The sequence below is a fragment of the Sphingomonas sp. Leaf20 genome (assembly GCF_001421535.1).
GTDB lineage: Bacteria > Pseudomonadota > Alphaproteobacteria > Sphingomonadales > Sphingomonadaceae > Sphingomonas.
In genome coordinates, this window is sequence record NZ_LMKN01000001.1 from 1052080 (window position 1) to 1079075 (window position 26996).

Here is a 26996-nt window from a genome sequence, read left to right on the forward strand (position 1 = left end):
GCGGTCATCACTTACCCTTGTAATCCGGAAGCTTCTGCTGCCCGACGAGCGAGCCTGCCCCCTGCTGGTCGACACGTTCGGCAACCGACGACAGCGCGGCGGCCGTGGTACGCAGGTCGTGGACGAGGCGGTTGGCCTCGGGGATCGTCGTCTTCGAGAACGCCTGCAACCCCGGCCGCGCATCGCCGATCGCCGCGTTCAGCGTCTCCGCACTCGTCTGCGCGGACTGGATCGCCTTGTTGAGATTGGCCATTGCGGGCTTCACGTCCTCGGCGAGGACCCCATTGGTCGTCTGCGCGAGAACGCCGAACTGCTGTGCGGCATCACCCGCCTGCTGGATCGCCACGCGCGTCTGCGCCAGCGTCGCCGCGATCTCGGGCCCGCGATCCGCCAGCGCATCGGTCAGGCGGTTGGTGTTCTCGAGGATCCCCGCGATCGATGCCTGGTTACGATCGGTGAGCAGCCCGGTCAGCCGCTCGGTCAGCGTCGACAGCCGCTCGAGCAGCTGCGGCGCGGAGTTCAGGATCGCGCCGAGCCCGCCCTGCTTGGTCGGGATGACCGGTACGCCGTACGGACAGGGCTGCCCGTTCGAATCGGGGCATCCGATCGCGGGTGCACCCTTGCGCGCGCCATCGAGCGACACCTGGCTGACGCCGGTGAACCCGACGCCCGAGATCGACGCGGTCGTGCCCTGCAGCACCGGCACGTCGTCGTTCACGCTGATGCGGACGCGGACGAACGACGGGTCGTTCTTCCACAGCGTGATCCCCTTGACCTGACCCGACGGCACGCCCGAAAACGTGACGGCCGAGCCGCGCGCGAGCCCGTCGACCGACTGGCGGAAGAAGATGTCATATTCCTTCTCTTCCGTACCGCCGAGACGCGCGATCCACACGGTGAACAGCGCGAGCATCGCCAGCAGGATCAGCACGACGGCGCCGACAAGGACGTGGTTAGAACGGGTTTCCATCAGCGCGCCCTTGCTTCTTTCTCGGCATATGTCGCGTCGGCATCATCGGCCGCGGACTGCTTGGACTGGACTTCGGTCGGGTGGGCCTCGGCAACCGCGTCGGCACGCGCGTGCGCCTCCTGCGTCGCGACCGCCGCACGGCCCCGCGGACCCTTGAAATATTCCTCGATCCACGGATGATCGAGCGCGAGCAGTTCGTCGATCGTCCCGACCGCGATCACCTTCTTGTCGGCGAGCACCGCGACGCGGTCACAGATCGCGTACAGCGTATCGAGGTCGTGCGTGATCAGGAACACGGTGAGACCGAGCGTCTTCTGCAGCGACTGCGTCAGCTCGTCGAACGCCGCCGCGCCGATCGGATCGAGGCCTGCGGTCGGCTCGTCGAGGAACAGCAATTCGGGATCGAGCGCGAGCGCGCGGGCAAGCCCTGCGCGCTTCTTCATCCCGCCCGACAGTTCGGCCGGAAACTTGTTCGCGGCATCCGCGGGCAACCCCGTCATCACGACCTTGTACCCGGCGATCTCGGCGAGCAGCGCGGGCGGCAGGTCGGGATAGAATTCGCGCAGCGGCACCTCGACATTCTCCGCGACCGTGAGCGTCGAAAACAGTGCCCCGCCCTGGAACAACACGCCCCAGCGCTTGCGGATCTCGGTCGCCTCGGTCTCCTCGCGGCCGATATTGGGCTCGCCGAAGACGGTGATCTGACCCTCGGACGGCGTCTGCAGTCCGATGATCGAGCGCATCAGCACCGACTTGCCGGTACCCGATCCGCCGACCACGCCGAGGATCTCGCCGCGCCTGACGTCGAGGTCGAGCCCTTCATGGATGACCGATTCGCCGAAAGCGTTCTTCAGCCCCTTTACGGAGATGATGATCTCGTCCTTGTCGCGCGCCATCAGTCCCAACCGATCCAGGTAAAGAATACCGCGAAGAACGCGTCGAGGACGATGACCAGGAAGATGCCCTGCACCACCGCCGACGTCGTGCGCAGGCCGACCTGTTCGGCATCGGCCTCGACCTGCATGCCCTGGAAGCACCCCGCCACCGCGATGATCGCGCCGAAGACGGGCGCCTTGATCAGCGCGATGTACAGGTCGGTGATCGGCACGACCTCGCGGATGCGCGCGATGAACGTGACGGGCGGAATGCCGAGCTGGATCCAGCACAGCAACCCGCCGCCGATGATCGCGATCAGCGACGCATAGAAGGCGAGCAACGGCATCATCACGATCGCCGCCAGCACACGCGGCAGCACGAGCGCCTCCATCGGCGACACGCCGATCGTCCGCATCGCGTCGATTTCTTCGGTCAGCTTCATCGTGCCGAGCTGCGCCGCGAACGCCGAACCCGATCGCCCCGCGACCATGATCGCGGTCATCAGCACACCGAGTTCGCGCAGCGTCAGCCGCCCGACGAGATTGATCGTGAACACCTCGGCGCCGAACTGGCGCAGCTGCACCGCGCCCTGCTGGGCGATGACCACGCCGATCAGGAAGCTCATCAGTCCGACGATGCCGAGCGCGGCGATGCCGACCACCTCGAACCGCTGGACCACCGCGTTGAACCGGAACCGGTGCGGGTGGCGAATGACGCTGCCGAACGCGATCGTCGTAGCGCCGAGAAACGCGAGCAGCCCCATCATCGTCTTGCCGGTCAGCACGACCGCGTCGCCGATCTCGCCGAGCACGCGGCTGACCGCACCGACGGGCTTCGGACGCTCGGTCTGCGGCTGGTCGGATGCCACGACCTGATCGAACAGCTTCTGGTCGTCGGCATCCAGCCCGTCGATCGTCGCGTCGTTGCGCGCCGCAAACCGGTGGACGACCCACGCGCCGATCGTGTCGATCCGCTCGACCCCGCTCAGGTCGACATGCGCGATCTTGGCCGCGTCGACCGCCTCCAGCCGTTCGGGCAATGTCCCAAGCCTGGCAAGAGACAGATCGCCGGTAAAGCGAAGCGTACCGGTCTCGGCACCGTCCTGCTGGAAATCTGCCATCGCACTCATCGCGGCACCTTTGCGGCAAACGGACTGGATCGGCAAGACGAATGCTGTGTAAGCGCGGATAATGACTCAGCTTCTCGCCATCTACGACATGGACAAGACGATCACGCACGCGCCGACCTGGACGCCGTTCCTGATCCATTCCGCCCGCAGCGGCGCGCCGTGGCGGCTCGCGCTCGTTCCCGTCGCCGCGTTCGCCGCGATGGGCTATGTCGCCAGGCTGATGAGTCGCGGCCGCCTGAAGCAGGTGATGCAGCGGATGATGCTCGGCAAGTCGATGTCGCCCGAGCAGGAACGCCGCGCCGCGACCGCGTTTGCCGACCGGGTGACGAAGGACGGCGTCTTCGCCGCGGCGCTGCGCCAGATCGAGGCCGACCGCGCCGCGGGCTACCGGCTCGTCATGGCGACCGCCTCCTACCGTTTCTACGTCGAGGCGATCGCCGAACGGCTGGGCTTCGACGCGGTCATCGGCACCGAGAGCCTGCGCGATGCGAACGGCCACCTGCTTGCGGGGATCGACGGCGAGAATTGCTACGGCCCCGCCAAGCTCGCGATGATCGAGGCGTGGATGGCGCGCGAGGGCATCGCGCGCGCCGATGCGCATGTCCGCTTCTATTCCGATCACGTCTCGGACGCGCCCACCTTTGCCTGGGCGGACGAGCCGTTCGCGGTGAATGCGCATGGCCCGCTCCGCCTGCTCGCCAGGGCGAAGGGCTGGCCGATGCCCGACTGGGAGCGATAGCCCCCGTCTGACGTCGCCGCCTAGAGCAGCAGGTCGATCGTGTGGATCGCGAGCCCGACCAGCCCGCCGACGATCGTCCCGTTGACGCGGATATATTGCAGGTCGCGGCCAACCGCATTCTCGAGCCGCCGCGTGATCGTGTCGGCATCCCATCCGCGCACCGTCTCGGACACCAGCCGGACGATCCCGTCGCCATAGTCCGCGGCGATCCCGACGACCGCGCGCCGGACGAAGCGGTTGATCGTGTGCGACAGCCGCGGGTCGCGCTGCAACGTCTCGCCGAGCTGGCGCAGGATATCGCCCAGCTTGCCCGCCATCGCGCGTTCGGGGTCGCGCGCGATCCCGAGCAGCGCGGCGCGTGCCTGTTCCCACAGGCCATCGAGCCAGCGCTGCATCGCCGGGTTGCCGAGCAGTTCGTTCTTCAGCGTCTCGATCCGCGCGCGCATTGCCGGGTCATGCTGGAGGTCCTCGGCAAACCGCGCGAGCCCTTCTTCGGCGCGGATGCGCAACGGATGGTGCGGGTCCTCGGCAACCTCGCCGAGCAGCTTGTCGAGCCCGTCGATCAGCTTGTTCGCGACCGCCCCGTCGAGCCCGGTCCAGCGCAGCAGCGAGCCGGCGCGGTCGTGCACCATCGCGCGGATGAGATGATCGTTCGCCGCGAGCGCCTGCGCCGCCCAGCGGATCCCCGCATCGAGCAGCGGTGCGTGGCGCCCCTCCGCGATCGACGCCTTCAGCAGCTGGCCGAGGATCGGCGACATCTCCGTCTCGCGCAGCCGTGCGCCGATCCCGGCCTTGACCATGCCGCCCAGCCGCGCCGGGTCGAGCCCCTCGAGCACCTGCGCGACGAGCTTCGACGCACCCGACCGGAACCGCCCGCCCGCACCCTCGGGCGGATCGGTCAACCAGCGCGCGATCGCCCCCGCGACGTCGAGACGCCGCATCCGCCGCGAGATCACCGCGGGCAGGAGGAAATTGTCGCGCAGGAAGACCGCGAGCGTGTCGCCGATCCGATCCTTGTTGCGCGGGATGATCGCGGTGTGCGGGATCGGCACGCCAAGCGGATGGCGGAACAACGCGGTCACCGCGAACCAGTCCGCCAGCCCGCCGACCATCGCCGCTTCCGCGAACGCGCGGACGAACCCGACCGCCGGATGCACCGGGCCGATCGCCCGGCTCACGAGGAAGACGATCGCCATCGCGACCAGCAGCCCGGTCGCGACGATCCGCATCCGCACCAGCGCAGGATTGACGGCTTCCTGAGCCGGACGCGCACGGGTGATCGGTATCATAGCCGAAACAATCCCCGAGCGCCGGGATAGTTCAAGGCGCGACCGCACCCGCGCAAATCATTCGCCGCAACCGGCAACGCTTCAAGCGGCGGATCACACGGCGAATCACGTGGCGCGTCACTCGGCGGGCTGGGTACCGCCCTCCCCGTCGGCATAACCGATCTTGGGCGACGCCGGCCCGAGCATCGGCCGGTCGGGACCGGGGATGCCTAGCGGACCCTCGCCATTGTCGCCTGGCCGATAGGTCAGCAGACGCCGGCCCAGCCGCGGTCCGACCGCGCGCTCGATCCCGACCGCGAGACTGAACGCCGCGGGAATGATCAGCAGCGTCAGCAGCGTCGACAGCGCCAGCCCGCCGATCACGACCGTGCCCATCGGCGCACGCGACGACGCATCGCCGCTGATCGACATCGCGGTGGGGACCATGCCGGCGACCATCGCGACCGTCGTCATCACGATCGGCTGCGCCCGCTTGTGTCCCGCATCAATGATCGCGGTGAAGGTGTCGACGCCCTTGCTCATCTCGTCGAGCGCGAAGTCGATCAGCAGGATCGAGTTTTTGGCGACGATCCCGAGCAGCATCAGCAGCCCGATATAGACCGGCATCGAGATCGGTTGCCCCGTGACCCACAAGGCGAGCAGCCCGCCGAGCGGTGCCAGCAGCAGCGACCCCATGTTGACGAACGGCGGCAGCACGCGCCGATACAGCAGCACGAGCACCGCAAAGACGAGGAACGTTCCCGAGACGACCGCCATGATGAAGTTGGTGATCATCTCCGCCTGCCACTTGGTCTGGCCGAGCGCGAGTTCGCTGACGCCGACCGGGAGCATCTTCATCGTCGGCAGCGCATGGACCTGCTTCATCGCATCGGAAATGACGACGCCGGGAGCGAGATCCGCGCCCAGCGTGATCTGCCGCTGCTGGTTGACGCGGTCGATCTTGGTCGGGCCCGAGCCCAGCCCGATATCGGCCACCACGTTGAGCGGCACCGAGCCGCCCGATGCGGTCGCGACAGGCAGGTTCTGGATCGTCGAGAGGTTCGAGCGCGCGGACTGGTCGAGCGCGACGCGGATCGGGATCTGCCGGTCGGTCAGCGAGAATCGCGCCGAATTCTGGTCGATATCGCCCAGCGTCGCGATCCGGATCGCCGATGACAAGGCCTGCGTCGTCACGCCGAGGCTCGCCGCGAGGTCGAAGCGCGGGCGGATGACGATTTCGGGCCGCTGCATCCCCCCCGACACGCGCGGTGCGGTGAGCGACTTGAGCGACCCCATTTCCGCGACGATCTGGTCCGCCGCCTTCTGCAATTTGGCAGGGTCGCTGCCGCCGAGCACGACGGTTACGTCGCGACCGCTCGACCCCCAGCCCGACTGCGACCGGAACGACACGCGCGCGTCGGGAATCGCGGTCAGCTGCGGCGCGAGGCGGCGCTCGAAATCGACCGACTTCTCCTTGCGATCCTTGCTCAGGTTCGCGGTCACGTTGCCGCTGCCGACGCGCGTCCGCGCATAGACAGTCGTCACCTCGGGCTGCTGGCGCAGGATCTCGCTGACGCGCGCGACGACCGCGTCGGTCTGCGCGAGCGTGGTGCCGGGCACCATCTCGATCTGCGCGTTCGCATCATCCTCGTCGCGCGTCGGCTGGAACTGCGACGGCAGGACGGTGAACATGAACAGCGTCAGCGCGAACGACACGGCCCCCGCCCCGATCGCCCACATCCGGTGATCGAGCACGCGGTTGAAGACCTTGCGCAGCCCGCCGCGGGCCCGCCATGCAGCGGCCTTGCGGCTGTCGAGCGTCCAGTGCAGCGTGCGGACATACCAGTCCATCACGCGGCCCTCGCCATGCGTCGCATGACCGAAGGACTTAAGGAAATACGCCGCGATCATCGGCGTGACGAGCCGCGCGACCGCGAGGCTCATCAGCACCGCGGCGACGACGGTCAGGCCGAAATTCTTGAAGAACTGCCCCGCGATACCCGGCATCAGCGCGACCGGCAGGAACACCGCGACGATCGCCATCGTCGTCGCCAGCACGGCAAGGCCGATCTCGTCGGCGGCATCGATCGACGCCTGATAGGCGGATTTGCCCATTCGCATGTGCCGGACGATGTTCTCGATCTCGACGATCGCGTCATCGACCAGCACACCCGCCACCAGGCTGAGCGCGAGCAGCGTCATTCCGTTGAGGTCGAACCCGAGCAGGTCCATGAACCAGAAGGCGGGGATCGCCGACAGCGGGATCGCGAGCGCGGAGATCGCGGTCGCGCGCCAGTCGCGCAGGAACAGGAACACGACGATGACCGCGAGCACCGCGCCCTCGATCATCGCATGGATCGCGCTCTCATATTGCGACTCGGTATAGTCGGTGCTGGTATAGCGCTGGACGAACTTGACCGACGGATTGCGCTTTTCGAGCGCGCGCAGCTTTTCGACAGCCGCATGATAGATCGTGACGTCCGACGCCCCCTTGGCGCGCTGGAAGTCGAAGGTGATCGCCTGGCGGCCGTCGACCGTCGCCCGGCTGCGCTGCTCGGCATACAGGTCGCGGACCTGCGCGATGTCGGCGAGCCGCACGGTGCGGCCATTGCCGACGCTGATCTGCGTCTGTCCGAGATCGGCCGCGTTGCGTGCGTTGCCCAGCACGCGGATCGATTGCTCGGACCCCGCAATTTCCGCGCGGCCGCCCGCGGCGTTCAGGTTCACCAGCCGCAACTGTGCGTTGACCTGGCTCGCGGTCAGCCCCTGGCTCTGCAGCTTGAGCGGGTCGAGGATCACGCGGATCTCGCGGCTGACGCCGCCGTTCCGGCTGATCGTCGCCATCCCGGGGATCGACAGCAGCTCCTTGGTCACCGTGTCGTCGATGTACCAGGACAGCTGTTCGACCGTCATGCTCGTGGTGATCGCGGCAAAGCTCGCAATGTCGTTGCCGCTGGTGTTCGCGCGGTAGACCTGCGGCTCGAGGATGCCGTCGGGCAGGTCGCTGCGGATCTGCGCGATCGCGTCGCGCACGTCGTTCACCGCGCGATCGATCGGCGTACCGATCGTCAGCTGGATGATCGTCTGGGAATTGCCCTCGGTGACGGTCGAATTGATCTCGTCGATACCCTGGAGCGATCGCACCGCCGCCTCGACGCGCTGCGTGACCTGCGTCTCCATCTCGGTCGGTGCCGCACCCGGCTGGTTGACGACGACGATCGCGATCGGGAAGTCGATGTCGGGATCGCGGTTGACGTCCATCCGCATGAAGCTGACGACGCCTGCAAGCATCAGGGCCAAGAAGAGCACGATCGGCGGAACCGGATTGCGGATCGACCAGGCCGAGATGTTGCGGAAGTTCATGGCTGTCAGCTCGCCTTCTTCGTGATCGGCTTCACCGTTTGTCCGGGCGTCAGGAACCCGCCCGCAGACTGTACCACGCGTTCGGTGCCGTCGAGTCCGCCGATGATCGTCACGCCCGCATCGGACACCTGCCCGATCTTGACGTCGCGCCGGACCACCTTGTTCTGCGCATCGGCGATATAGACGTAATTGCCCTTCTCGTCGCTTTGCAGCGCGGAGTCGGGAAGCAGCGGCGCCTGGGTCGCGCCGCCGACGATCGTCGCCGCGGCGAACCCGCCGGGGCGCAGGCCCGGGTCATATTTGACCGCGATCCGCGCGATCCCCTGACGCGTCTGCGAATCGATCACCGGCGCCACCTGCCACACCTCGCCGGGATAGCGCTGCGTCGTGCCGACCGGGACCACCGTGGCGCGTGCGCCGACGTGAAGCCCGGCGAGATCCGCTTCGCTCAGCTGCGCGCGCATCTCCATCTGCCCCCCCATCGCCATCCGGAACAGCACGCCTGCCGACGGCCCGACGATCTGCCCGGGCTCGACGCCGCGGGTCAGCACCAGCCCCGCCGCGGGCGCGCGGATGTCGAGCCGCCCGTTGCGCGCACGCGCCTCGCCGAGCGAGGCCTGCGCGACCTTGACGCGCGCCGCCGCGGCATCGCGCGTCGCCGCCTTGCGCTGCAGGTCGGCCTTCGAGATGAAGCCGCGATCGACGAGCTGCCGCGCCCGATCGAGTTCCGCCTGCGCGATCGTCTCGTCGGAGCGCGCGACCGATACCGACGCGGCGAGCGAGGCCGCGGCCTCGATCTGGACCGAGCGATCGACCGTCGCGAGCACCTGCCCCGCGGCGACCCACTGGCCGGGCTCGACCAGCACGCGCGTGATCATCCCGCCCTCGCCCGCGACGCCGACCGGCATCTCGCGCCGCGCCGCGAGCGTCCCCGTTGCCGAGATCACGCGGTCGACGGTCTTGCGGCCCGGCACGACGACCGTCACCGAGGGCAGCTGCGGCGCCGCTGCAGCGGTCGCGGCCCCCTTCTTGCCCGGTCCGAACGCGAACCAGGCGCCGGCGATCGCCGCGAGGATGACGATCAGCGCGATGATGACGTTGCGACGCGTGTGCGACGGCGTCGTATAGTCCGGCAACATCGGTTGCGGGTCGTCACCGATCACCTTGGTCTCGTAATTCATGCGCGCACAATCCCCGTCCCGACCCGATCCGTTAGGACCGAACATCCGCTGTATTATCTGAATAGGTCACCACGCTCAACCCCCGCCAAGCATGCCGCGATTCGGACGCAGGCATGCCCAGAAACCAACCTGTCCGCAAGCTGCACGCGGCGTTCAGCCTGCGTTGACCGATCCGGCCCCATGCGGGCAATGCGTGTTGCTTCAGGGAGATACCGAATGATCAAGATTGCCATGCTCGCGGCGGCCTCGCTCGCAGCGACTGCTGCCGGCGCGACGGCGGCCAACGCGCAGACGCCGGTGACCGTCGAGCCGATGATTCCGGCGGCGGGTACGGTGCTCGATGTCAGTGCCGAGGGGCGAACGACTCGCGTTCCCGACGTCGCGACGATTCGCGCCGGCGTCGTGTCGCAGGCGGCCACCGCCGCCGCCGCGCTGTCGGACAATGCGCAGCGCATGAACCGCGTGCTCGCGGCGCTCAAGAAGGCCGGCGTCGCCCCGCGCGACATCGCCACCGCGAGCGTCGGCCTGTCGCCGCAATATCGCTATGCCGAGAACCAGCCGCCCGTGATCACCGGCTATCAGGCGACCAACAGCGTATCGGTCCGCTTCCGCGACGTGGCGAAGTCGGGCGTCATCCTCGACGCGCTGGTCGGCGAGGGCGCGAACCAGATCGACGGCCCCAATCTCTCGATCGATCAGCCCGATACCGCGCTCGACGAGGCGCGTGCCGACGCGGTCAAGCGCGCGCGTGCGCGTGCCGAGCTCTACGCACGCGCCGCCGGCATGCGCGTGACGCGGATCGTCTCGATCACCGAGAATGGCGAGAATGCCGGGTCGCCCAACCCGCCGATGCTGATGGCACGCGCGTCGATGGCCAAGGACAGCACGCAGATCGTCGCGGGCGAGAAGGACGTCACCGTCAGCATCTCGGTCCGCTTCCTGCTCAACTGAGTCGTCCCGCGGACGCCGCGATCGACGTCCCATGCAAAAGGGCCGCCCGGTTTCCCGGACGGCCCTTTCTTTTCGCGTGACGAATGCGAAGGTGTTTTAGCGAACGCTGCCGCGGCGAACGAGGTTCACGATCGCGAGCAGGACGATGGCACCCAGCAGCGACACGATGAACGAGGTCAGCGTGAGCGGTGCGTTGTTGATCGAACCACCCGAGAGGATCAGCCCGCCGATAAAGGCACCCACGATGCCAACGACGATGTTCAGGAAAATACCCTGCTGCGCGTCAGTGCGCATGATCATGCTGGCGATCCAGCCGATGACGCCGCCGATGATCAGCCAAAGAATAAGACCCATTTTAACTTCCTCCGTTGATCCCGTAGCCGGGCGATGGCGGAAAGACGTGCGAAGACCGATATTTGTTCCGCTCGCGTTTTGAGTTTAGGTCTCAGTATTTCTGCTGGCGCTCGTAGAGCGTTTTGTAGTGCTGGATCCGCGTGACGCGCAGCCCCGGCATCCCCGACCGGTCGATCGCACGCTGCCAGCCCGCAAATTCCTCGACCGTCAGGCCATAGCGGTCGCAGACCTCGTCGACCGACAACAGGCCGCCGTTCACCGCGGCGACGACCTCGGCCTTGCGACGCACGACCCACCGCGTCGTGCTGGGCGGCGGCAGCGAGTCGATCGTCAACTGCTCGCCGAGCGGCCCGATGACCTTGGCAGGACGGATCTTCTGGTTCTCGATCATTTGCAACCTCTGATCGGGGCGTCGCGCCCCTTCTCAACATTCGTAGACGGCATGTAAGCGCAGGACTTGAAGAACGATTGAAGCGCCACGGTAAACGACCCCTTCATTCACGTTTCCAGTTGGCGAGCGCGTTTGCCATCGGCCCGTTGAACGCACCGTGGACGGGCGCGAACAGCTTGGGATCGACCGCGACGCGGGCAAAGCCGGCCTGCACCACCGCCGTCGGGCTCGCCGCCTGCCGCGCGGCAACCCCCACGATCAGGAGCGCGAGATCGCCCGGTAATACGGTGACCTCTGTCTCTCGATCAAAACGGGGGAAGCTCAAATCCAACGCAAAACTCGCATAACCATCAGGTAGAGACTGAGGTTTAGCGCAGAGGGGTGAAATCTAAGTAAAGCTCGCGCGGCGGTTCGGTCGTCCGTCGTATTTTTTGCAACGGCTCGCCGCAAAGCCTATGATCGGCCGATGGAACAGTCGGATTTTCAATTGGGTGGCACCGCGCCCGGGTCGCTGCGCGGGCGTCGGATCGTCGTCGCGATGTCGGGCGGCGTCGACAGCTCGGTGGTCGCGGCACTCGCGCACGAGACGGGCGCCGAGACCATCGGCGTCACGCTCCAGCTCTATGATCACGGCGAGGCGATCGGCCGCGCGGGCTCGTGCTGCGCGGGCCGCGACATTCGCGACGCGCGCGCGGTCTGCGACCGGCTGGGCATCGCGCATTATGTCTTCGACCATGAGACGAGCTTCCGCGAACAGGTCGTCGACCGGTTCGCGGACGAATATCTCGCGGGCCGCACGCCGATCCCGTGCGTCCAGTGCAACATGGGGCCGAAATTCACCGACCTGCTGAAGCTCGCGCGCGATCTCGGCGCGGATTGCCTCGCCACCGGCCATTATGTCCGCCGGGTCGAGGGTGCGGATGGCGCCGAACTTCACCGCGGCGCGGATCCGGCGCGCGACCAGAGCTATTTCCTGTTCGCGACGACGCAGGCGCAGCTCGACTATCTGCGCTTCCCGCTTGGCGGCCTGCCCAAGGCCCGCGTCCGCGAGATCGCCGCGGAGCTCGGTCTCGGCGTCGCGGCAAAGCCCGACAGCCAGGATATCTGCTTCGTCCCCGATGGCGATTACGCGAGTCTGGTGAAGAAGCTGCGCCCCGAGGCGGATACCGCGGGCGACATCGTCGACCTGCGCGGCGCCAAGCTTGGCGAGCATCGCGGGCTGATCCACTTCACCGTCGGCCAGCGTCGCGGGCTCGAGATCGGCGGCAGCCCCGAACCGCTCTACGTCGTGCGCGTCGAACCCGAGACCCGGCGCGTGATCGTCGGCCCGCGCCGCGCGCTCGCGGTCGAGGCGGCACGGCTGACCGACATCAACTGGCTCGGCGGCGATTTCACCGGGCCGCTGACCGCCAAGGTCCGATCGATGGCCAAGCCGGTGCCCGCGCGGCTCGTCGACGACCGGATCGTGTTCGACGCCCCCGAATACGGCGTCGCGCCGGGCCAGGCGGCGGTGCTCTATGCGGGCGAGCGCGTGCTCGGCGGCGGCTGGATCGCGCAGACCGAGGCGGCACTCGCGGCCGCCTGACGCGTTGGAGGCGGCATGGATATCGAAGCCCTTCGCCGCCAGATGGAAGCCGCCGCCGCCGCGATGGACTTCGAGACCGCCGGGCGCCTGCGCGACCAGATCAGCATGTTGCGCGGCGGCGGCGCGGTGGCCGACACGACGGGCCTGACGCGCCAGCAGCCCGGTGCGATGGGACTCGGCACCAGCCAGCAGCGCATGACCCCGCCCCCCGGCTGGGTGAAGCCGAAAAAGCCCGATCCGATGACCAAGGGGCGCAAGCGGTAGTCTTAATCCCGCCCTGTTTCTTCCGTCAGGATGACGGGGTGTTTTGGTGGGCAATCACGGCAGCAGGAACGTGCCCTCGATCACCGTCACGCACGCGCCGCCGAGCACCACCCGCTCGTCGACAAGCCGGCACGACAGCTTCCCGCCGCGCGCGCTCGCCTGGAAGGCCGAGAACCGGTCGCCGAGCGTCTCCGCCCAATAGGGCACCATGACCGCATGCGCGGATCCGGTCACCGGGTCCTCGTCGATCGCGTAATAGGGCGTGAAGACGCGGCTGACGATGTCGGTCGCACGACCGCGTGCCGCGACGATCGCGACGATCGGGAATGCCGACAGCGCGACGAAGTCGGGGGTGAGGTCGCGGACGATATCCTCGTCCCCGACGACGACCAGCGCATAGCCCTTCTCATGCCAGAGCGTCTCGACCGGGTCCGTGATGCGCAGCGCCGCGACGATCTCGGGCATGTCCTTCGGGGTCGGCTTCCACGCGGGCAGTTCGAGCGTATAGCCGCGATCCGCGCACGCGACCTCGAGCACCCCGGCCTGCCGCGTCCGGAACCGCACGCGGTCGCGCGCGGTATCCGACGACAACACGAAATGCCCGCTCGCCAGCGTCGCATGGCCGCACAGCGCGACCTCGGCCGCCGGCGTGAACCAGCGCAGGTCGAAATCGACCTCGCCATCGTCCGACGCGACGATGAACGCGGTCTCGCTCAAATTGTTCTCCTGCGCGATCTTGAGCAGCACGTCGTCGGGCAACCACGCCGACAACGGCATCACCCCCGCCGGGTTGCCGCCGAACGGCGTGTCGGTGAACGCATCGATCTGCGCAAAGGGTATTCTCATGACGGGATCCTCGTGCGGGTGGCGTTCAGACGCGCTTGCCGAACCAGTGCGGCGTGACATCCGCCTCGACCAGCGGATTGTCGGTATCGACATGCCCCTCGGGATCGAGATGGATCAGCACCTCGACCTTGGGGAAGGCGGTGCGCAGATTGCGCTCGACCGCCTCGACGATGTCGTGCGCGTGCGCCACCGTCAGGTCGCGCGCGACCTCCATGTGGAACTGCGCGAAGTCGTGGCTGCCCGACCGCCGCGTGCGGAAATCGTGGATCCCGCGGATGCCGGGCTGGCGCGCGGCGACGTCGAGGAACTGCGCGCGCAGATCCTCGGGCCATTCCTTGTCCATCAGCTGGTCGATCGCGTTCGACGATGCCTGGAACGCACCCCAGGCGAGCCATAACGCGATGACAATCCCGAAGATCGGATCCGCGCCGCTCCACCCGACATATTGGTCGAGCACCAGCGCGACGATCACCGATCCGTTGAGCAGCACGTCCGACTGGTAATGGACGTTGTCCGCGAGGATCGCCACCGAGCCCGTCTGGCGGATGATCTTGCGCTGATAGGCGAGCAGGAACACCGTCGCGACGATCGCGATGACCGAGACGCCGATCCCGAAATCGGCGCCCGTGGTCGGCTGCGGATCGCTGAACGCCAGGATCGCGCGCCACGCGATGCCGGCGGCCGACGCGGTGATCAGCATGACCTGGAACAGCGCCGCGAGCGCCTCCGCCTTGCCGTGGCCAAAGCGGTGGTCGTGATCCGCCGGCGTCGCCGCGAGCCGCACGCCGTACAGCGTCACCAGCGACGCGAGCAGGTCGAGCGCGGTATCGGCAAGCGAGCCGAGCATCGCCACCGACCCCGTGGTCCAGGCGGCAAACGCCTTTAGCAGCAGCAGGGAACACGCCATCGCCACGCTGGCGAGCGCGGCGCGTGTCGCGAGCGGTATCACCCGGCGACGTTCGTCCTGAGTCATGGGAACAACAGTCCTTCGTTCCAGCTATCCTTGTCGCGCACGAAAAGCCGGCGCTCGTGCAGGCGGTGCGCGCGATCCTGCCAGAATTCGATCCGGCTCGGCACGACGCGGTATCCGCCCCAATGCGGCGGGCGCGGCACGTCGCCGCCCTCGAACCGCGCCGCCACGTCGGCAAAGCGCGCCTCGAACGTCTCGCGGCTGTCGAGCGGGCGCGACTGGTCCGAGGCCCAGGCACCCAGCTGCGAATCGCGCCCGCGCGACGCGAAATAGGCATCCGACTCGGCATCGCTCGCCAGCGTCACCGCCCCCTCGATCCGCACCTGACGGCGCAGCGACTTCCAGTGGAACAGCAGCGCGGCCTGCGGATTGGCGGTAAGATCGCCCGCCTTGCGGCTTTCGCGGTTCGAATAGATCACGAATCCGTCGGGTCCGTGCCCTTTCAGAAGCACCATCCGCACCGACGGTCGCCCGTCGGAATCCGCGGTCGCGAGCGCGACGGCATTGGGGTCGTTCGGTTCCGACTCCTTGGCCTGTGCATACCAGGTGTCGAACAGCGTGAAGGGATCGTCAGACATGCCCGCGCCATAGCGGGGTTTGACGGCCAGCGAAACTTTGGAACGACTCGCGCGCGTCGATGTTTGAATCGGTTCCGGAACGAAGGAACAGACACCGTGGCAGCGCGCGCATACTGGCAGGGACAGATCCGGCTCGCGCTGGTCTCGATCCCCGTCGAGATCTACTCCGCCACCAAGTCGGGCGCGGCGGTCTCGTTCAAGCAGATCCATGAGCCGTCGGGGCAGCCGATCCATTACGACAAGGTGGTCACCGGCGTCGGCCCGGTCGATGCCGACGAGATCATGAAGGGCTATGAGGTCTCGAAGGGGGAATATGTCCTGCTCGAGCAGGACGAGATCGACGCGGTGAAGCTCGAGTCGAAGAAGACGCTCGAACTCACGCAGTTCGTCGACGCGAGCGAGATCGACGTGCTCTATTACGAGAAGCCCTATTTCGTCGTCCCCGCCGACGACCTCGCCGAGGAGGCCTTCATCGTCCTGCGCGAGGCGCTGCGCCGGACGAAGAAGATCGGGCTCGGCCAGCTCGCGATGCGCGGGCGCGAATATGTCGTCAGCCTCAAGCCGTGCGGGCGCGGCCTGGTGCTCGAGACGCTGCGCTACGCCGACGAGGTCCACAAGGCGCAGGGCTATTTCCGCGACATCCCCGACGACAAGCCCTCCGAGGAGCTGCTTGAACTCGCCGAGGCGCTGATCGTCAAGCGCAGCGGCGACTTCCACCCGCAGGAATTCCACGACCGCTATGTCGACGCGCTGAAGGACCTGATCGAACGCAAGCGCAAGGCGAACGGCAAGACGATCATCGAGGACAAGGATACCGGCGAGCGCAAGGGCTCGAACGTCGTCGACCTGATGGCCGCGCTGAAGAAATCGATGGCTGCGAAGGAACCGGCGAAGGCTGAAGAGAAGAAGGCCCCGGCCAAGAAAACGCCCGCCAAGCGCGCCCCGGCGAAAAAACGTGCCTGAACACAGCATCGTCATCCCAGCGAACGCTGGGATCTCCCCGTTGCCGCCCACCCCCCTGCCGCACGAGATCCCAGCGTTCGCTGGGATGACGGTATCGGCGGCACGTCGTGGCTGACACCCCCGACCCACTCGCGCGCTACAACGCCAAGCGCGACTTCGCGAAGACCGCCGAACCCGCGGGCACGCTGACCCCCGGCAACGGCAACAGCTTCATGGTGCAGAAGCACGACGCCACCCGGCTCCACTGGGACCTGCGCCTCGAGATCGACGGCGTGCTCAAGAGCTGGGCGGTCACCCGCGGCCCCAGCCTCGACCCGGGCGAAAAGCGCCTCGCGGTGCGCACCGAGGATCATCCGCTGAGCTACGCGACGTTCGAGGGCACGATCCCCGCGGGCGAATATGGCGGCGGCACGGTGATGCTGTGGGACCGCGGCAGCTGGTCGCCGATCAAGGGCAAGTCCGCGAGCGATCTCGACAAGGGCCATCTCCACTTCGTCCTCGACGGCGAACGGATGAAGGGCGAATGGCTGCTCATCCGCCTCAAGCCCCGCGCGAAGGAAAAGCGCGAGAACTGGCTGTTGCGCAAGATCGACGACGCTGCCGCAGGCGGCACCGACACGCTTGTCGACGAGGCGCTCACCAGCGTGTCCACCGGCCGCACGATGGCGGAGATCGCCGAGGGGAAGAAGCCGGCACGCGCAACCAAACCCGCCCCTCCCCCGTCATCCCGGCGAAAGCCGGGATCCAGAGCCAAAAGCGCCGCGGCCGATACGCTGGATCCTGGCCTTTGGCAGGATGACGCCGCGCTCCCCGATTTCCGCGACCCCCAGCTCTGCACGCTCGTCGATGCCGTCCCGACCGGCTCGGCCTGGCTGCACGAGGTCAAATATGACGGCTACCGCGCGCTCGTCGCGGTCGCGAACGGCACGGCCAGGGTGTTCACGCGCACCGGGCTCGACTGGACCGACAAGTTCGCTGGAATCGCCGCCGCCGCCGCGACGCTGCCCGTCCGGTCCGCGCTGATCGACGGCGAGATCGTCGCGTACAAGGACGGCCATCCCGACTTCTCGACGCTGAAGGACGCGATCTCGAACGGCGGCGACATGACATTGTTCGCGTTCGACCTGCTCGAGCTCGACGGCGAGGACCTGACCGGGCTGTCCAATCTCGACCGCAAGGCCCGGCTCGAACCGCTGATCCCGGGCGACGACAACCGGCTGCGCTATTCGGACCATGTCGTCGGCGCGGGCGAGCAGTTGTTCGAAACCATGTGCCGCGAGGGGCTCGAGGGCATCGTCTCGAAACGCGCCGACGCGCCCTATGCGGGCAAGCGGACCAAGGCGTGGCTCAAGGTCAAGTGCACGCACCGGCAGGAATTCGTGATCGTCGGCTGGCTCCCCTCCGACAAGAAACGCGGGTTCAAGTCGCTGCTGCTCGGCGTGCGCGACGGCAAGGGCTATCGCTATGCGGGCAAGGTCGGCACGGGCTTCGACCAGGCGCTGATGACCGAGCTGCGCGACAAACTCGAGGCGCTCGACCGCAAGACGCCGACCGTCGACGCTCCGAAGGCTGCGGTCCGCGGTGCGAAATGGGTCACGCCCAAACTCGTCGCCGAGATCGCGTTCGCCGAGACCACGCCCGACGGCGTGCTGCGCCATTCGAGCTTCATCGGCCTGCGCGAGGACAAGGCGGCGAAGGACGTCGTCGCCGAGACGCCTGCGCCGGTCCCGGATGCCGCCGACGCGGTCCCCGCGACGCGCATCACCGTCACCAGCCGCGACCGCGTCCTGTTCGACGAGTCGGACGTCACCAAGGGCGATCTCGCCGATTATTATGCCGCGGTATCGGGCATCATGCTGCCCTTCGCGGGCAGCCGCCCGATCAGCCTCGTCCGCTGCCCGCAAGGCCGGTCGCGCGCCTGCTTCTTCCAGAAGCACGACGCAGGCAGCTTCGGCGATGCGGTCCACCAGGTGCCGATCCGCGAGAAGGACGGATCGACCGAAGACTATCTGTACGTCGACGACGCCGACGGACTTGTCGCGTGCGTCCAGATGGGGACGATCGAGTTTCATGGCTGGGGATCCTCGGTCGCGGCGCTGGAAAAGCCCGACCGGCTGGTCTTCGACCTCGACCCCGACGAGGGGCTCGCGTTTTCGGATACGAAAGCGGCGGCGGAGCATCTGAAGACGCAGCTTGCCGAGCTCGGCCTCGTCAGCTTTCCGCTGCTGTCGGGTGGCAAGGGGATCCATGTCGTCGTGCCGCTCACGCCCGACGCCGAATGGCCCGCGGTCAAGGACTTCGCCGACCGGTTCGCGCGCGCGCTCGCCGGCGCCGAGCCCGACCGCTTCGTCGCGACGATGGCCAAGGCCAGGCGCAAGGGGCGGATCTTCATCGACTGGCTGCGCAACCAGCGCGGCGCCACCGCGGTGATGCCCTATTCCGCACGGGCAAGGGCCGGCGCACCCGTCGCGGCGCCCGTGTCGTGGACCGAACTGCGCGACATCGACACCGCCGCGCGCTGGGGCGTACGCGACGTCGACGAGCTCATCGCACGGGTCAATTCGCGCGCGCTCAAGGGATGGGGCGTGGCCGACCAGGTGCTGCCCGATCTGTGAAACCACCCCCCTCCCTTGAGCGTGCGGCTATCTCCCCGGCCGGGACGCTGGCGGTGCGATGCGTGGGCCGCCGGCGCTCGCGGTTTCGGTACGACGCGGGGCGGACGGGACATTTTATGTTGCACCGCCGCGTCGAAAGGTGAAACACCGCCGCCACTGATCGGGGACTTGAGGCATTGGAAATAGCGACGCAATCCGCGCCCCTGTTCGACGCGATGGTCCATGCCGACCGCTGGATCACCGACTATTGCGCGCGCAGCACCAGCGCCGACGTGCTGTGTCCCGACGCCGATGGCAGCATCGACCCCGCCTGGCCGGCGATGTTCGCGGAGCTCGCCGCGGTCGCGTCGGATGATCTCGGCCATGTCCGCGAACGCGTCCAGCGGCATGCCGCCGACATCGGCACGGGGTTTCGGATCGCCGACGAACCCGACGAGCGCCCCTGGCCGGTGTCGCCCGTCCCGCTGCTGATCGAGGCAGGGGAATGGGCGGGCATTGCGCGCGGCGTCGTCCAGCGTGCGACGCTGATGGAACACGTCATCGCCGACCTCTACGGCGAAGGCCGGATCGTCGCCGACGGCCATATCCCCGCCGCGCTCGTCACCGGCAGCCCGTTCTTCCTGCGTCCGATGGTCGGGCTGCCGCCGCCCGGCGGACGGCATCTCGATTTCATCGCGATCGATCTCGGTCGCGGCCCGACGGGCGAATGGCGCGTGCTCGCCGACCACCTGCGCGCACCTGCGGGGGCGGGCTATGCGCTGGAGAACCGCCTCGCGGTCAGCCGGACGCTCGGCGGGTTGCAGGCGCGTCTGAACGTGCAGCGTCATGCGCCGTTCTTCACTGCGTTCCGTGCCGGCCTCGCGGCGATGTGCAAGCGCACCGACCCGCGGATCGGGCTGCTCACGCCGGGCCGCTTCAACCCGAGCTATCCCGAACAGGCGCATCTCGCGCGCTATCTCGGGCTGCTGCTCGTCGAGGGCGCCGATCTCGCCGCGCTCGAGGACAAGGTCTATGTCCGCACGATCGGCGGCCTCAAGCGGATCGACGCGCTGTGGCGGCGGCTCGATCCGCGGCTGCTCGATCCGCTCGCGTTCGACACGCATTCGCAGATCGGCGTCCCCGGGCTGATCGACGCCTATGCCGCGGGCAATGTCGTGCTGTCGAACGCCCCCGGGTCCGCGGTGCTCGAGGCGCCGGCCTTCGCCGCGTTCCTGCCGCAGCTCGCGCGGTCGCTGCTCGGCGAAGACCTGCTGCTCCCCAACATCGCGACCTGGTGGTGCGGGCAGGACGGTGCACGCAACCGGGTCGAGGCGGATCTCGACGCGCTGCTGATCGGCCCCGCCTTCCACGCGGCCCCGCTCGGCCTGCCCGATGGCCCGACCGCGGGCGCCGACATCACCGGCAACGCGCGCACCGCGCTGCTCGCGGACATCGCGCGCCGGCCGCAGGATTATGTCGGGCAGGAGCTCGTCCGGCTGTCGACGATGCCCGTCGTCGTCGGCGATGCGCTCGTCCCGCGCCCGTTCACGCTCCGCGTCTTTGCGGCCCGCGGCGGCGATGGCGAGTGGACCGTCCTGCCCGGCGGGTTCGCGCGGATCGGCGAGCATCCCGACGCCCGCGCCGCCGTGATGGGCGAAGGAATCTGGTCCGCCGACGTCTGCGTCTATGGCGCCGATCCGGTCGCCCCCGACTCGCTGCTGACCGCACCCGACTCGCTCCACGTCCGCCGCAATCCGGGGACGTTGCCAAGCCGCGTCGCGGACAATTTCTACTGGCTGGGTCGCTATCTCGAGCGCGGCGAGGCGCTGCTCGGCGCGATCCGCGTGATGCTGGGCAACTCGATCGACGTCGATGGCGGCGCGGTGCTCTCGCCGCAGACCGTCGGCAAGCTTGTCGGGCTCGTCGTCGGCAGCGGTGCCGCGCCGCATCCCCCGTCGCTGCGCCGCGCCGACCTGACGCAGTTCGCGCGGACCGCGATGGAGGACGACGCGTGGCAGTCGATCGCGACGATCAACCGCCATGCGCGCGACATCGGCGAGGGGTCGCGCGACCGGCTGTCCGCGGACATGGTCCGCCTGCTCGAGGCGCCCTTCCCGTCGCATCGCGGCATGCTCGACCGCGCCGGGTCGCTCCAGCGCCGCTACGCCGCGATCGCCGGGCTGTCGGCCGAGCATATGGGTCGCACCGCGGCGTGGCGGTTCCATGATCTCGGCCGCCGCATCGAGCGCGCGATGGCGATGGCGCGCGCGATCCGGCTGTTCGGGATGCCCGGCGCCTCGCCCGACGACCTGTCCGTGCTGCTCGACCTCGCCGACAGCCAGATCACCTATCGTCAGCGTTACCTGACCGGCATCGCCCGCGTCCCCGTCATCGACCTCGTCGCGCTCGATCCGGGCAATCCGCGCAGCCTCGCCTTCTCCGCCGAACGCATCGCCGCGCGCCTTGCCGAGCTGCCGGTGCTGAGCGACGACGAGATGGCCGAGCCGCAACAGGCGCAGGCGATCGCGCTCCAGGCGATCGTCGTCACCGCGGCCGCGGCCGATCTCGATGCGGACACGCTGGGCGACATCGAACGCCGTCTGGGCGGCGTGTCGGACGCACTCGCCCGCCGCTATTTCCTGCAGGGCGCCGAGCCGTTGCGCACCAGCGGGCTGACGCTGGCATGAGCCGGCGCGGCGGGCCGCCCCGCTCCCCCGGACCTGGCACCCGATGATCTACGATATCCGTCACGTCACGACGTTCGACTATGGCGCAAGCGTCAAGTTCGCGCGCTGCAACCTGCGTCTCAAGCCGATCGACTGGCCCGGCCAGACGCTCGAGACCTATACGCTGTCGGTGCATCCCGGCGGCCGCACCAGTGCGGCGCGTGCCGAGGCGGGGCTCGCCAACGTCACGCGGCTCGTCGTGGACAGCCCCGTCCGGCATCTCACGATCGAAAGCCGGTCGCGCATGACCGTCGACCGGCTCGTACCCGTGCCCCGCGCGGACGATCCGACGCTCGCCGAGATCGCCGCGATGGCGCGCGCGAGCACAGATCTGTCCGCCGCCAGCCCGGCCAATTATATCTACCCCTCGCCGCTCATCCCGCTCGACCAGTCGATCGCCGACTATTGCGCCGCCGATCTCGACCCCGCGCGCGGCGCGCTGGATGCAGGGATCGCGCTCGCGCGGCGGATCCAGCGCGAATTCGTCTTCGATGCCGACGCGACGCTGGTCGACACGCCCCCGCACGAGGCGTTCCGCCACCGCAAGGGCGTCTGCCAGGATTTCGCGCAGATCATGATCACCGGTCTGCGCGCCGCCGGGCTGCCCGCGGCCTATGCGTCGGGCTATATCCGCACGATTCCCCCCGCGGGCCAGCCGCGTCTGGTCGGGGCCGATGCGACTCATGCCTGGGTCCTGCTCTGGTGCGGACCGCGGCATGGCTGGGTCGGCCTCGATCCCACCAACGGCATCTGGATGGCGAGCGATCACATCGTCATGGCGGTCGGCCGCGACTATGCCGAGATCGCGCCCGTCGACGGCGTCGTACTCGGATCGGGCGCGCAGAACATGGACGTCAGTGTCGACGTCGCCCCGCTCGACGAGCCGGCGCGGCCCTGACGCGGTCTTTGCTGCCAAACCGGCGGGCGGGAATTGCGCTGGAGGCCGCATCGCCCCACATAGATGCGCAAGTAAGACTGGGGACGTAAGTGGCCGATCCGTACAAGACCTTGGGCGTTGCCCGCGATGCAACCGAAGCCGACATCAAGAAGGCGTATCGCAAGCTTGCCAAGGAACTGCATCCCGACCGCAACAAGGACAATCCCAAGGCGTCCGAACGGTTCAGCCAGGTCACCAACGCCTATGACCTGCTGAACGACAAGGACAAGCGCGCGCGCTTCGATCGCGGCGAGATCGACGGCGACGGCAACCCCGCCGCGCCGTTCGGCTTTGGCGGCGGCGGCGGTGGTCGTGCGCAGCCCGGCGGCGGCTTCCGCAGCGAGGGGTATGAAACCGGCGGCCCCGACATGAGCGATATCTTCGAGGGGCTGTTCGGCGGCGCGCAGCGGGGCGGCGGCGGCTTTTCGAGCGGCTTCGGCCGGCGGGCACAGCCCAAGGGCGAGAACGTCGCCTATCGCCTGCAGGTCCCGTTCGTCGAGGCAGCGACGCTGGAGCCGCAGCGCGTGACGCTCGCCGACGGCAAGACGCTCGATCTCAAGCTTCCCGCCGGCGTCGAGACCGGCACGCAGATGAAGCTTGGCGGCAAGGGTGAACCCGGTCCGGGTGGCGCAGGCGACGCGATCGTGACGATCGACGTCCAGCCGCACCGGTTCTTCACGCGCGACGGCGACGATGTCCGCATCGACCTGCCGATCAGCCTCGCCGAGGCGGTACTCGGCGGATCGATCAAGGCGCCGACCGTCGACAAGCCCGTCATGCTGACGATCCCCAAGGGGACCACGTCGGGCAAGACGTTGCGCCTCAAGGGCAAGGGCTTTCACAAGAAGGGCGGCGGGCGCGGCGATCAGCTCGTCACGCTGATGATCGACATTCCGGCGAACGATGCGGCGCTCGCGACGTTCGTCGAAGAATGGAAGGATCACGGCGCGGGGAACCCACGGGGGGCCATGGGCGTCTGAACGCCTTGTGAATGATAGCAATCTTACGCCCGAAGCGCGCGCCCACGATCATCGGGGTGCGCGCACCAGGCTCACGCGCGGCATAGCGAAGGTCCGTCCGGGCAGCACGGCGTTCGAAGTCGTCAAGCGCGCCGCGGTGGGCGTCTTCAACGACGGCTTCATCCATGCCGGCAACCTCGCCTATCTCGCGCTGATGACGGTGTTTCCGTTCTTCATCGTCGCCGCCGCGATCCTGTCGCTGTTCGGGCAGAGCGTCGAGACGATCCGTGCGGTCGAATCCTTCCTCAACGTCCTGCCGCCCAACGTATCCGATCTGTTGCGCAAGCCGATCGCCGACGTGCTCGCGGCGCGCACCGGATCGCTGCTCTGGCTCGGCGCGCTGGTCGGGCTGTGGACCGTCGGCAGCTTCGTCGAGACGATCCGCGACATCTTCCACCGCGCCTACGGGATCAAGGCGACCGCGCCGTTCTGGAAATCGCGGCTCGGCTCGTCCGCGGTGATCGTCGGATCGGTCATCATGGCGCTGCTCTCGTTCCTCGTGCAGGGCATCCTCACCGCCGCCGAACAGTTCATCTACCGCCTCGTCCCCTTTGCGCAGGACGCCGCGGGCTGGGTCGGGCTGTCGCGGCTGATCCCCGCGCTGCTGATGTTCGGCGCGCTGTATCTACTGTTCTATTCGGTCACGCCGTCGCGCTACCGTTACTCCAAATGCCGCAAATGGCCCGGCGCGGCGTTTACCGCGGCGTGGTGGATCAGCGCGACCGCGTTGCTGCCGATCGTGCTGTCGAGTCTGGGCGGCTACGACCTGACCTATGGCAGCCTCGCGGGCGTCGTCATCATGCTGCTGTTCTTCTACGTGATCGGGCTGGGGCTGGTGTTCGGCGCGCATTTGAACGCAGCACTGGCGGAACCACCCGAAACCACGCTAGAGCAGCCGGCTAAGACGGTGCAGGTGGAGGCGACGACGGCGTGAACGGTTTGATGGCGGGCAAGCGCGGATTGATCATGGGCTTGGCGAACGACAAGTCGCTGGCCTGGGGGATCGCCAAGAAGCTGTCCGAAGCGGGCGCCGAACTCGCGTTCAGCTATCAGGGCGAGACGATGGAGAAGCGCGTCCGCCCGCTTGCCGAGCAACTCGGCGTCGCGCGGCTGTTCGACTGCGACGTGTCCGACATGGGCGCGCTCGATGCCACCTTCGCCAAGCTGGCCGAGGAATGGCCGACGATCGATTTCGTCGTCCACGCGATCGGCTTTTCGGACAAGAACGAGCTGCGCGGGCGGTTCGTCGACACCAGCCTCGACAATTTCCTGATGACGATGAACATCAGCGTCTATTCGTTCGTCGCGGTCGCGCAGCGTGCGGCCAAGATGATGAACCCCGGCGGGTCGATGCTGACGCTCAGCTATTATGGCGCCGAAAAGGTCATCCCGCATTACAACGTCATGGGCGTCGCCAAGGCCGCGCTCGAGACGAGCGTGCAGTATCTCGCAGTCGACCTCGGCCGCGACAATATCCGCGTCAACGCGATCTCCGCCGGCCCGATCAAGACGCTCGCCGCGAGCGGGATCGGCGACTTCCGCCTGATCCTGAAGTGGAACGAGCTGAATTCGCCGCTGAAGCGCAACGTGACGATCGACGATGTCGGCGGCGCGGGGCTGTACCTGCTCAGCGACCTGGCATCGGGCGTCACGGGCGAAACGCACCATGTCGACGCCGGCTACAACGTGATCGGCATGAAGGCCGAAGACGCCCCCGATATCGCACTGGCATAAACCCCTCTCCCCCTCCGGGGAGAGGGAGGGGCCCATGCGCAGCATGGGAGGGTGAGGGCAAGGTGAGGCAGAAGGACGGCACCGAAGCCCTCACCCGCGCACGCCAGATGCGCCGCGACGCCACCGAGGCGGAAACCCGGCTATGGCAGAACCTCCGCAGCCGCCGCCTCGCCGACTTCAAGTTCCGCCGCCAGGTCTGGATCGGCCCGTTCATCGCCGACTTCCTGTGCATGGACGCCATGCTCGTCGTCGAGGTAGACGGCAGCCAGCATATCGGCGACGCGGCCTATGACGCCGACAGAACCGCCTACCTCGCGAACAAGGGATACCGTGTGATCCGTGTCTGGAACAACGACGTGATGCAGCGGATGGACGACGTGCTTGCCGCGATCCTGTCCGCACTTAGCAGCGTGCCCTCACCCTCCCATGCTTCGCACGGGCCCCTCCCTCTCCCCGCCGGGGAGAGGGACCAGTGAGCGTCAACACCTTCGGGCGGATGTTCCGCTTCACCACCTGGGGCGAGTCGCACGGCCCGGCACTCGGCGCGGTGGTCGACGGGTGCCCCCCCGGTATCCCCCTCACCGAGGCCGACATCCAGCCCTGGCTCGACAAGCGCCGCCCCGGCACCTCGCGCTTCACCACGCAGCGGCGCGAGCCCGATACCGTCCGGATCCTGTCGGGCGTGTTCGACGGGCGCACCACGGGCACGCCGATCAGCCTGATGATCGAGAATGTCGACCAGCGCTCGAAGGACTATTCGGACGTCGCCAAGGCCTATCGCCCCGGCCATGCCGACTATGCCTATGACGCCAAATACGGGTTTCGCGATTATCGCGGCGGCGGCCGCTCGTCGGCGCGCGAGACCGCGGCGCGCGTCGCCGCCGGCGCGGTCGCGCGGCTCGTCGTGCCGCAGGTCCGCATCCGCGCCTGGGTCGAGGCGATCGGCGGCGATGCGATTCACCCCGCCAACTTCGACGACGCGCAGATCGACCAGAACCCGTTCTTCTGCCCCGATGCCGCGGCCGCGCTGCGTTGGGAGGCGCTGGTCGACGCCGCGCGCAAATCCGGCTCGTCGCTCGGCGCGGTGATCGCGTGCGAGGCGACCGGCGTTCCCGCCGGCTGGGGCGCGCCGCTTTATGCCAAGCTCGATTCCGAACTCGCCGCGGCCTGCATGAGCATCAACGCGGTCAAGGGGATCGAGATCGGCGACGGGTTCGCCGCCGCCGCGCTGTCGGGCGAGGCCAATGCCGATCCGATGCGCCCCGGCGTCGACGGCCCCGAATTCCTCGCCAACCATGCCGGCGGGATCGCGGGCGGGATCGCCACCGGCCAGCCGATCCGGTTGCGCGTCGCGTTCAAGCCGACCAGCTCGATCCTCACCCCCGTCGAGACGATCAGCCCGACCGGCGAGGCCGCCACGATCGCCACCAAGGGCCGCCACGACCCCTGCGTTGGTATCCGCGGGGTGCCGGTCGTCGAGGCGATGGTCGCGCTTGTAATAGCGGACCAGGCGTTGCTCCACCGGGGTCAGTGCGGCTAGACGACGGAACGTGTTGCT

The 26996-nt window shown here is 68.0% G+C and carries 25 protein-coding genes; 13 read left to right on the plus strand and 12 right to left on the minus strand.

All coding sequences use genetic code 11. The annotated features are described in order from the left end of the window. Window positions 1-7: 7 nt before the first annotated feature. From ASE72_RS04740 to ASE72_RS04750, 3 genes are read right to left on the minus strand one after another with little or no spacing between them, the layout of a single operon-like run. Entirely contained in the window at window positions 8-970 is a 963-nt protein-coding gene (locus tag ASE72_RS04740) for an MlaD family protein (RefSeq protein ID WP_056017294.1), read from the minus strand. Beyond that, window positions 970-1866 carry an ABC transporter ATP-binding protein gene (locus tag ASE72_RS04745; RefSeq protein ID WP_056017298.1) on the minus strand — a complete coding sequence of 299 codons (897 nt, stop codon included), beginning with the start codon at window positions 1864-1866 and terminating at the stop codon, window positions 970-972. Before ASE72_RS04745 ends, ASE72_RS04740 begins: the two co-directional genes overlap by 1 nt. Further along, window positions 1866-2975 (minus strand): ABC transporter permease, encoded by a 1110-nt coding sequence (locus ASE72_RS04750; protein WP_056017301.1) that lies wholly within the window; start codon window positions 2973-2975, stop codon window positions 1866-1868. The genes ASE72_RS04745 and ASE72_RS04750 overlap by 1 nt, the downstream gene beginning before the upstream one ends. Window positions 2976-3036: 61 nt before the next feature. Between ASE72_RS04750 and ASE72_RS04755 the strand changes: the two genes are divergently transcribed. Next, on the plus strand, window positions 3037-3714 hold the full coding sequence (locus tag ASE72_RS04755) for an HAD family hydrolase (RefSeq protein WP_056017305.1): 678 nt from the start codon (window positions 3037-3039) through the stop codon (window positions 3712-3714). 20 nt (window positions 3715-3734) lie between these two features. Here ASE72_RS04755 and ASE72_RS04760 read toward each other — a convergent pair whose 3' ends face one another. The 3 genes from ASE72_RS04760 to ASE72_RS04770 form a co-directional block, all read right to left on the minus strand. Continuing rightward, window positions 3735-5003, minus strand: a complete 1269-nt coding sequence (locus tag ASE72_RS04760; protein ID WP_056017308.1) for a DUF445 domain-containing protein — start codon at window positions 5001-5003, stop codon at window positions 3735-3737. Window positions 5004-5120: 117 nt separating this feature from the next. Then, on the minus strand, window positions 5121-8345 hold the full coding sequence (locus ASE72_RS04765) for an efflux RND transporter permease subunit (RefSeq protein WP_056017310.1): 3225 nt from the start codon (window positions 8343-8345) through the stop codon (window positions 5121-5123). A 5-nt stretch (window positions 8346-8350) separates the two neighbouring features. Continuing rightward, a complete protein-coding gene (locus tag ASE72_RS04770; RefSeq protein WP_056017313.1) occupies window positions 8351-9526 on the minus strand; it encodes an efflux RND transporter periplasmic adaptor subunit in 1176 nt (391 codons plus the stop codon). Between the two features lie 216 nt (window positions 9527-9742). Here ASE72_RS04770 and ASE72_RS04775 point away from each other — a divergent pair, with 216 nt between their 5' ends. Beyond that, the gene (locus ASE72_RS04775) at window positions 9743-10477 is read left to right on the plus strand and encodes an SIMPL domain-containing protein (protein ID WP_235532234.1); all 735 of its coding nucleotides are present in this window, start codon (window positions 9743-9745) and stop codon (window positions 10475-10477) included. 96 nt (window positions 10478-10573) lie between these two features. Here the strand turns inward: ASE72_RS04775 and ASE72_RS04780 are convergent, their stop codons facing one another. The 3 genes from ASE72_RS04780 to ASE72_RS04790 form a co-directional block, all read right to left on the minus strand. After that, window positions 10574-10831 carry a GlsB/YeaQ/YmgE family stress response membrane protein gene (locus tag ASE72_RS04780; protein ID WP_056017316.1) on the minus strand — a complete coding sequence of 86 codons (258 nt, stop codon included), beginning with the start codon at window positions 10829-10831 and terminating at the stop codon, window positions 10574-10576. A 91-nt stretch (window positions 10832-10922) separates the two neighbouring features. Continuing rightward, entirely contained in the window at window positions 10923-11222 is a 300-nt protein-coding gene (gene sciP / locus ASE72_RS04785; RefSeq protein WP_056017319.1) for a CtrA inhibitor SciP, read from the minus strand. Between the two features lie 103 nt (window positions 11223-11325). Continuing rightward, window positions 11326-11553 (minus strand): hypothetical protein, encoded by a 228-nt coding sequence (locus tag ASE72_RS04790; RefSeq protein WP_056017322.1) that lies wholly within the window; start codon window positions 11551-11553, stop codon window positions 11326-11328. A gap of 135 nt (window positions 11554-11688) precedes the next feature. Here ASE72_RS04790 and mnmA point away from each other — a divergent pair, with 135 nt between their 5' ends. Together mnmA and ASE72_RS04800 are read left to right on the plus strand one after the other, a co-directional pair. Next, a complete protein-coding gene (gene mnmA, locus ASE72_RS04795) occupies window positions 11689-12807 on the plus strand; it encodes a tRNA 2-thiouridine(34) synthase MnmA (protein ID WP_056017325.1) in 1119 nt (372 codons plus the stop codon). A gap of 15 nt (window positions 12808-12822) precedes the next feature. Then, a complete protein-coding gene (locus tag ASE72_RS04800; protein WP_056017328.1) occupies window positions 12823-13071 on the plus strand; it encodes a UvrB/UvrC motif-containing protein in 249 nt (82 codons plus the stop codon). 54 nt (window positions 13072-13125) lie between these two features. On the opposite strand, the gene ASE72_RS04805 is transcribed toward ASE72_RS04800, so the two are convergent. From ASE72_RS04805 to pdxH, 3 genes are read right to left on the minus strand one after another with little or no spacing between them, the layout of a single operon-like run. Next, entirely contained in the window at window positions 13126-13917 is a 792-nt protein-coding gene (locus ASE72_RS04805; protein ID WP_056017331.1) for a PhzF family phenazine biosynthesis protein, read from the minus strand. Between the two features lie 25 nt (window positions 13918-13942). Next, on the minus strand, window positions 13943-14890 hold the full coding sequence (locus tag ASE72_RS04810; protein WP_056017334.1) for a cation diffusion facilitator family transporter: 948 nt from the start codon (window positions 14888-14890) through the stop codon (window positions 13943-13945). After that, complete coding sequence (gene pdxH / locus ASE72_RS04815) at window positions 14887-15465, minus strand: pyridoxamine 5'-phosphate oxidase (protein ID WP_056017337.1); 579 nt, start codon at window positions 15463-15465, stop codon at window positions 14887-14889. Before pdxH ends, ASE72_RS04810 begins: the two co-directional genes overlap by 4 nt. Before the next feature lie 96 nt (window positions 15466-15561). Here pdxH and ku point away from each other — a divergent pair, with 96 nt between their 5' ends. The 9 genes from ku to aroC all read left to right on the plus strand — a co-directional run bounded on the left by ku (window position 15562) and on the right by aroC (window position 26978). After that, window positions 15562-16428, plus strand: a complete 867-nt coding sequence (gene ku, locus ASE72_RS04820) for a non-homologous end joining protein Ku (protein ID WP_056017340.1) — start codon at window positions 15562-15564, stop codon at window positions 16426-16428. Window positions 16429-16535: 107 nt separating this feature from the next. Further along, window positions 16536-19043 (plus strand): DNA ligase D, encoded by a 2508-nt coding sequence (gene ligD, locus ASE72_RS04825; protein WP_056017343.1) that lies wholly within the window; start codon window positions 16536-16538, stop codon window positions 19041-19043. 182 nt (window positions 19044-19225) lie between these two features. After that, a complete protein-coding gene (locus tag ASE72_RS04830; RefSeq protein WP_056018968.1) occupies window positions 19226-21709 on the plus strand; it encodes a circularly permuted type 2 ATP-grasp protein in 2484 nt (827 codons plus the stop codon). Window positions 21710-21752: 43 nt separating this feature from the next. Further along, window positions 21753-22646, plus strand: coding sequence for a transglutaminase family protein (locus tag ASE72_RS04835; protein WP_056017346.1), 894 nt, complete (start codon window positions 21753-21755; stop codon window positions 22644-22646). Window positions 22647-22735: 89 nt separating this feature from the next. Beyond that, window positions 22736-23665 carry a DnaJ C-terminal domain-containing protein gene (locus ASE72_RS04840; RefSeq protein ID WP_082445783.1) on the plus strand — a complete coding sequence of 310 codons (930 nt, stop codon included), beginning with the start codon at window positions 22736-22738 and terminating at the stop codon, window positions 23663-23665. A 7-nt stretch (window positions 23666-23672) separates the two neighbouring features. Further along, the gene (locus tag ASE72_RS04845) at window positions 23673-24638 is read left to right on the plus strand and encodes a YihY/virulence factor BrkB family protein (RefSeq protein WP_235532235.1); all 966 of its coding nucleotides are present in this window, start codon (window positions 23673-23675) and stop codon (window positions 24636-24638) included. Further along, the gene (gene fabI, locus ASE72_RS04850; RefSeq protein ID WP_082445785.1) at window positions 24635-25438 is read left to right on the plus strand and encodes an enoyl-ACP reductase FabI; all 804 of its coding nucleotides are present in this window, start codon (window positions 24635-24637) and stop codon (window positions 25436-25438) included. Before ASE72_RS04845 ends, fabI begins: the two co-directional genes overlap by 4 nt. Window positions 25439-25500: 62 nt before the next feature. Next, a complete protein-coding gene (locus ASE72_RS04855; protein ID WP_082445786.1) occupies window positions 25501-25914 on the plus strand; it encodes an endonuclease domain-containing protein in 414 nt (137 codons plus the stop codon). Then, complete coding sequence (gene aroC, locus ASE72_RS04860) at window positions 25911-26978, plus strand: chorismate synthase (RefSeq protein ID WP_056017352.1); 1068 nt, start codon at window positions 25911-25913, stop codon at window positions 26976-26978. Before ASE72_RS04855 ends, aroC begins: the two co-directional genes overlap by 4 nt. Window positions 26979-26996 lie beyond the last annotated feature (18 nt).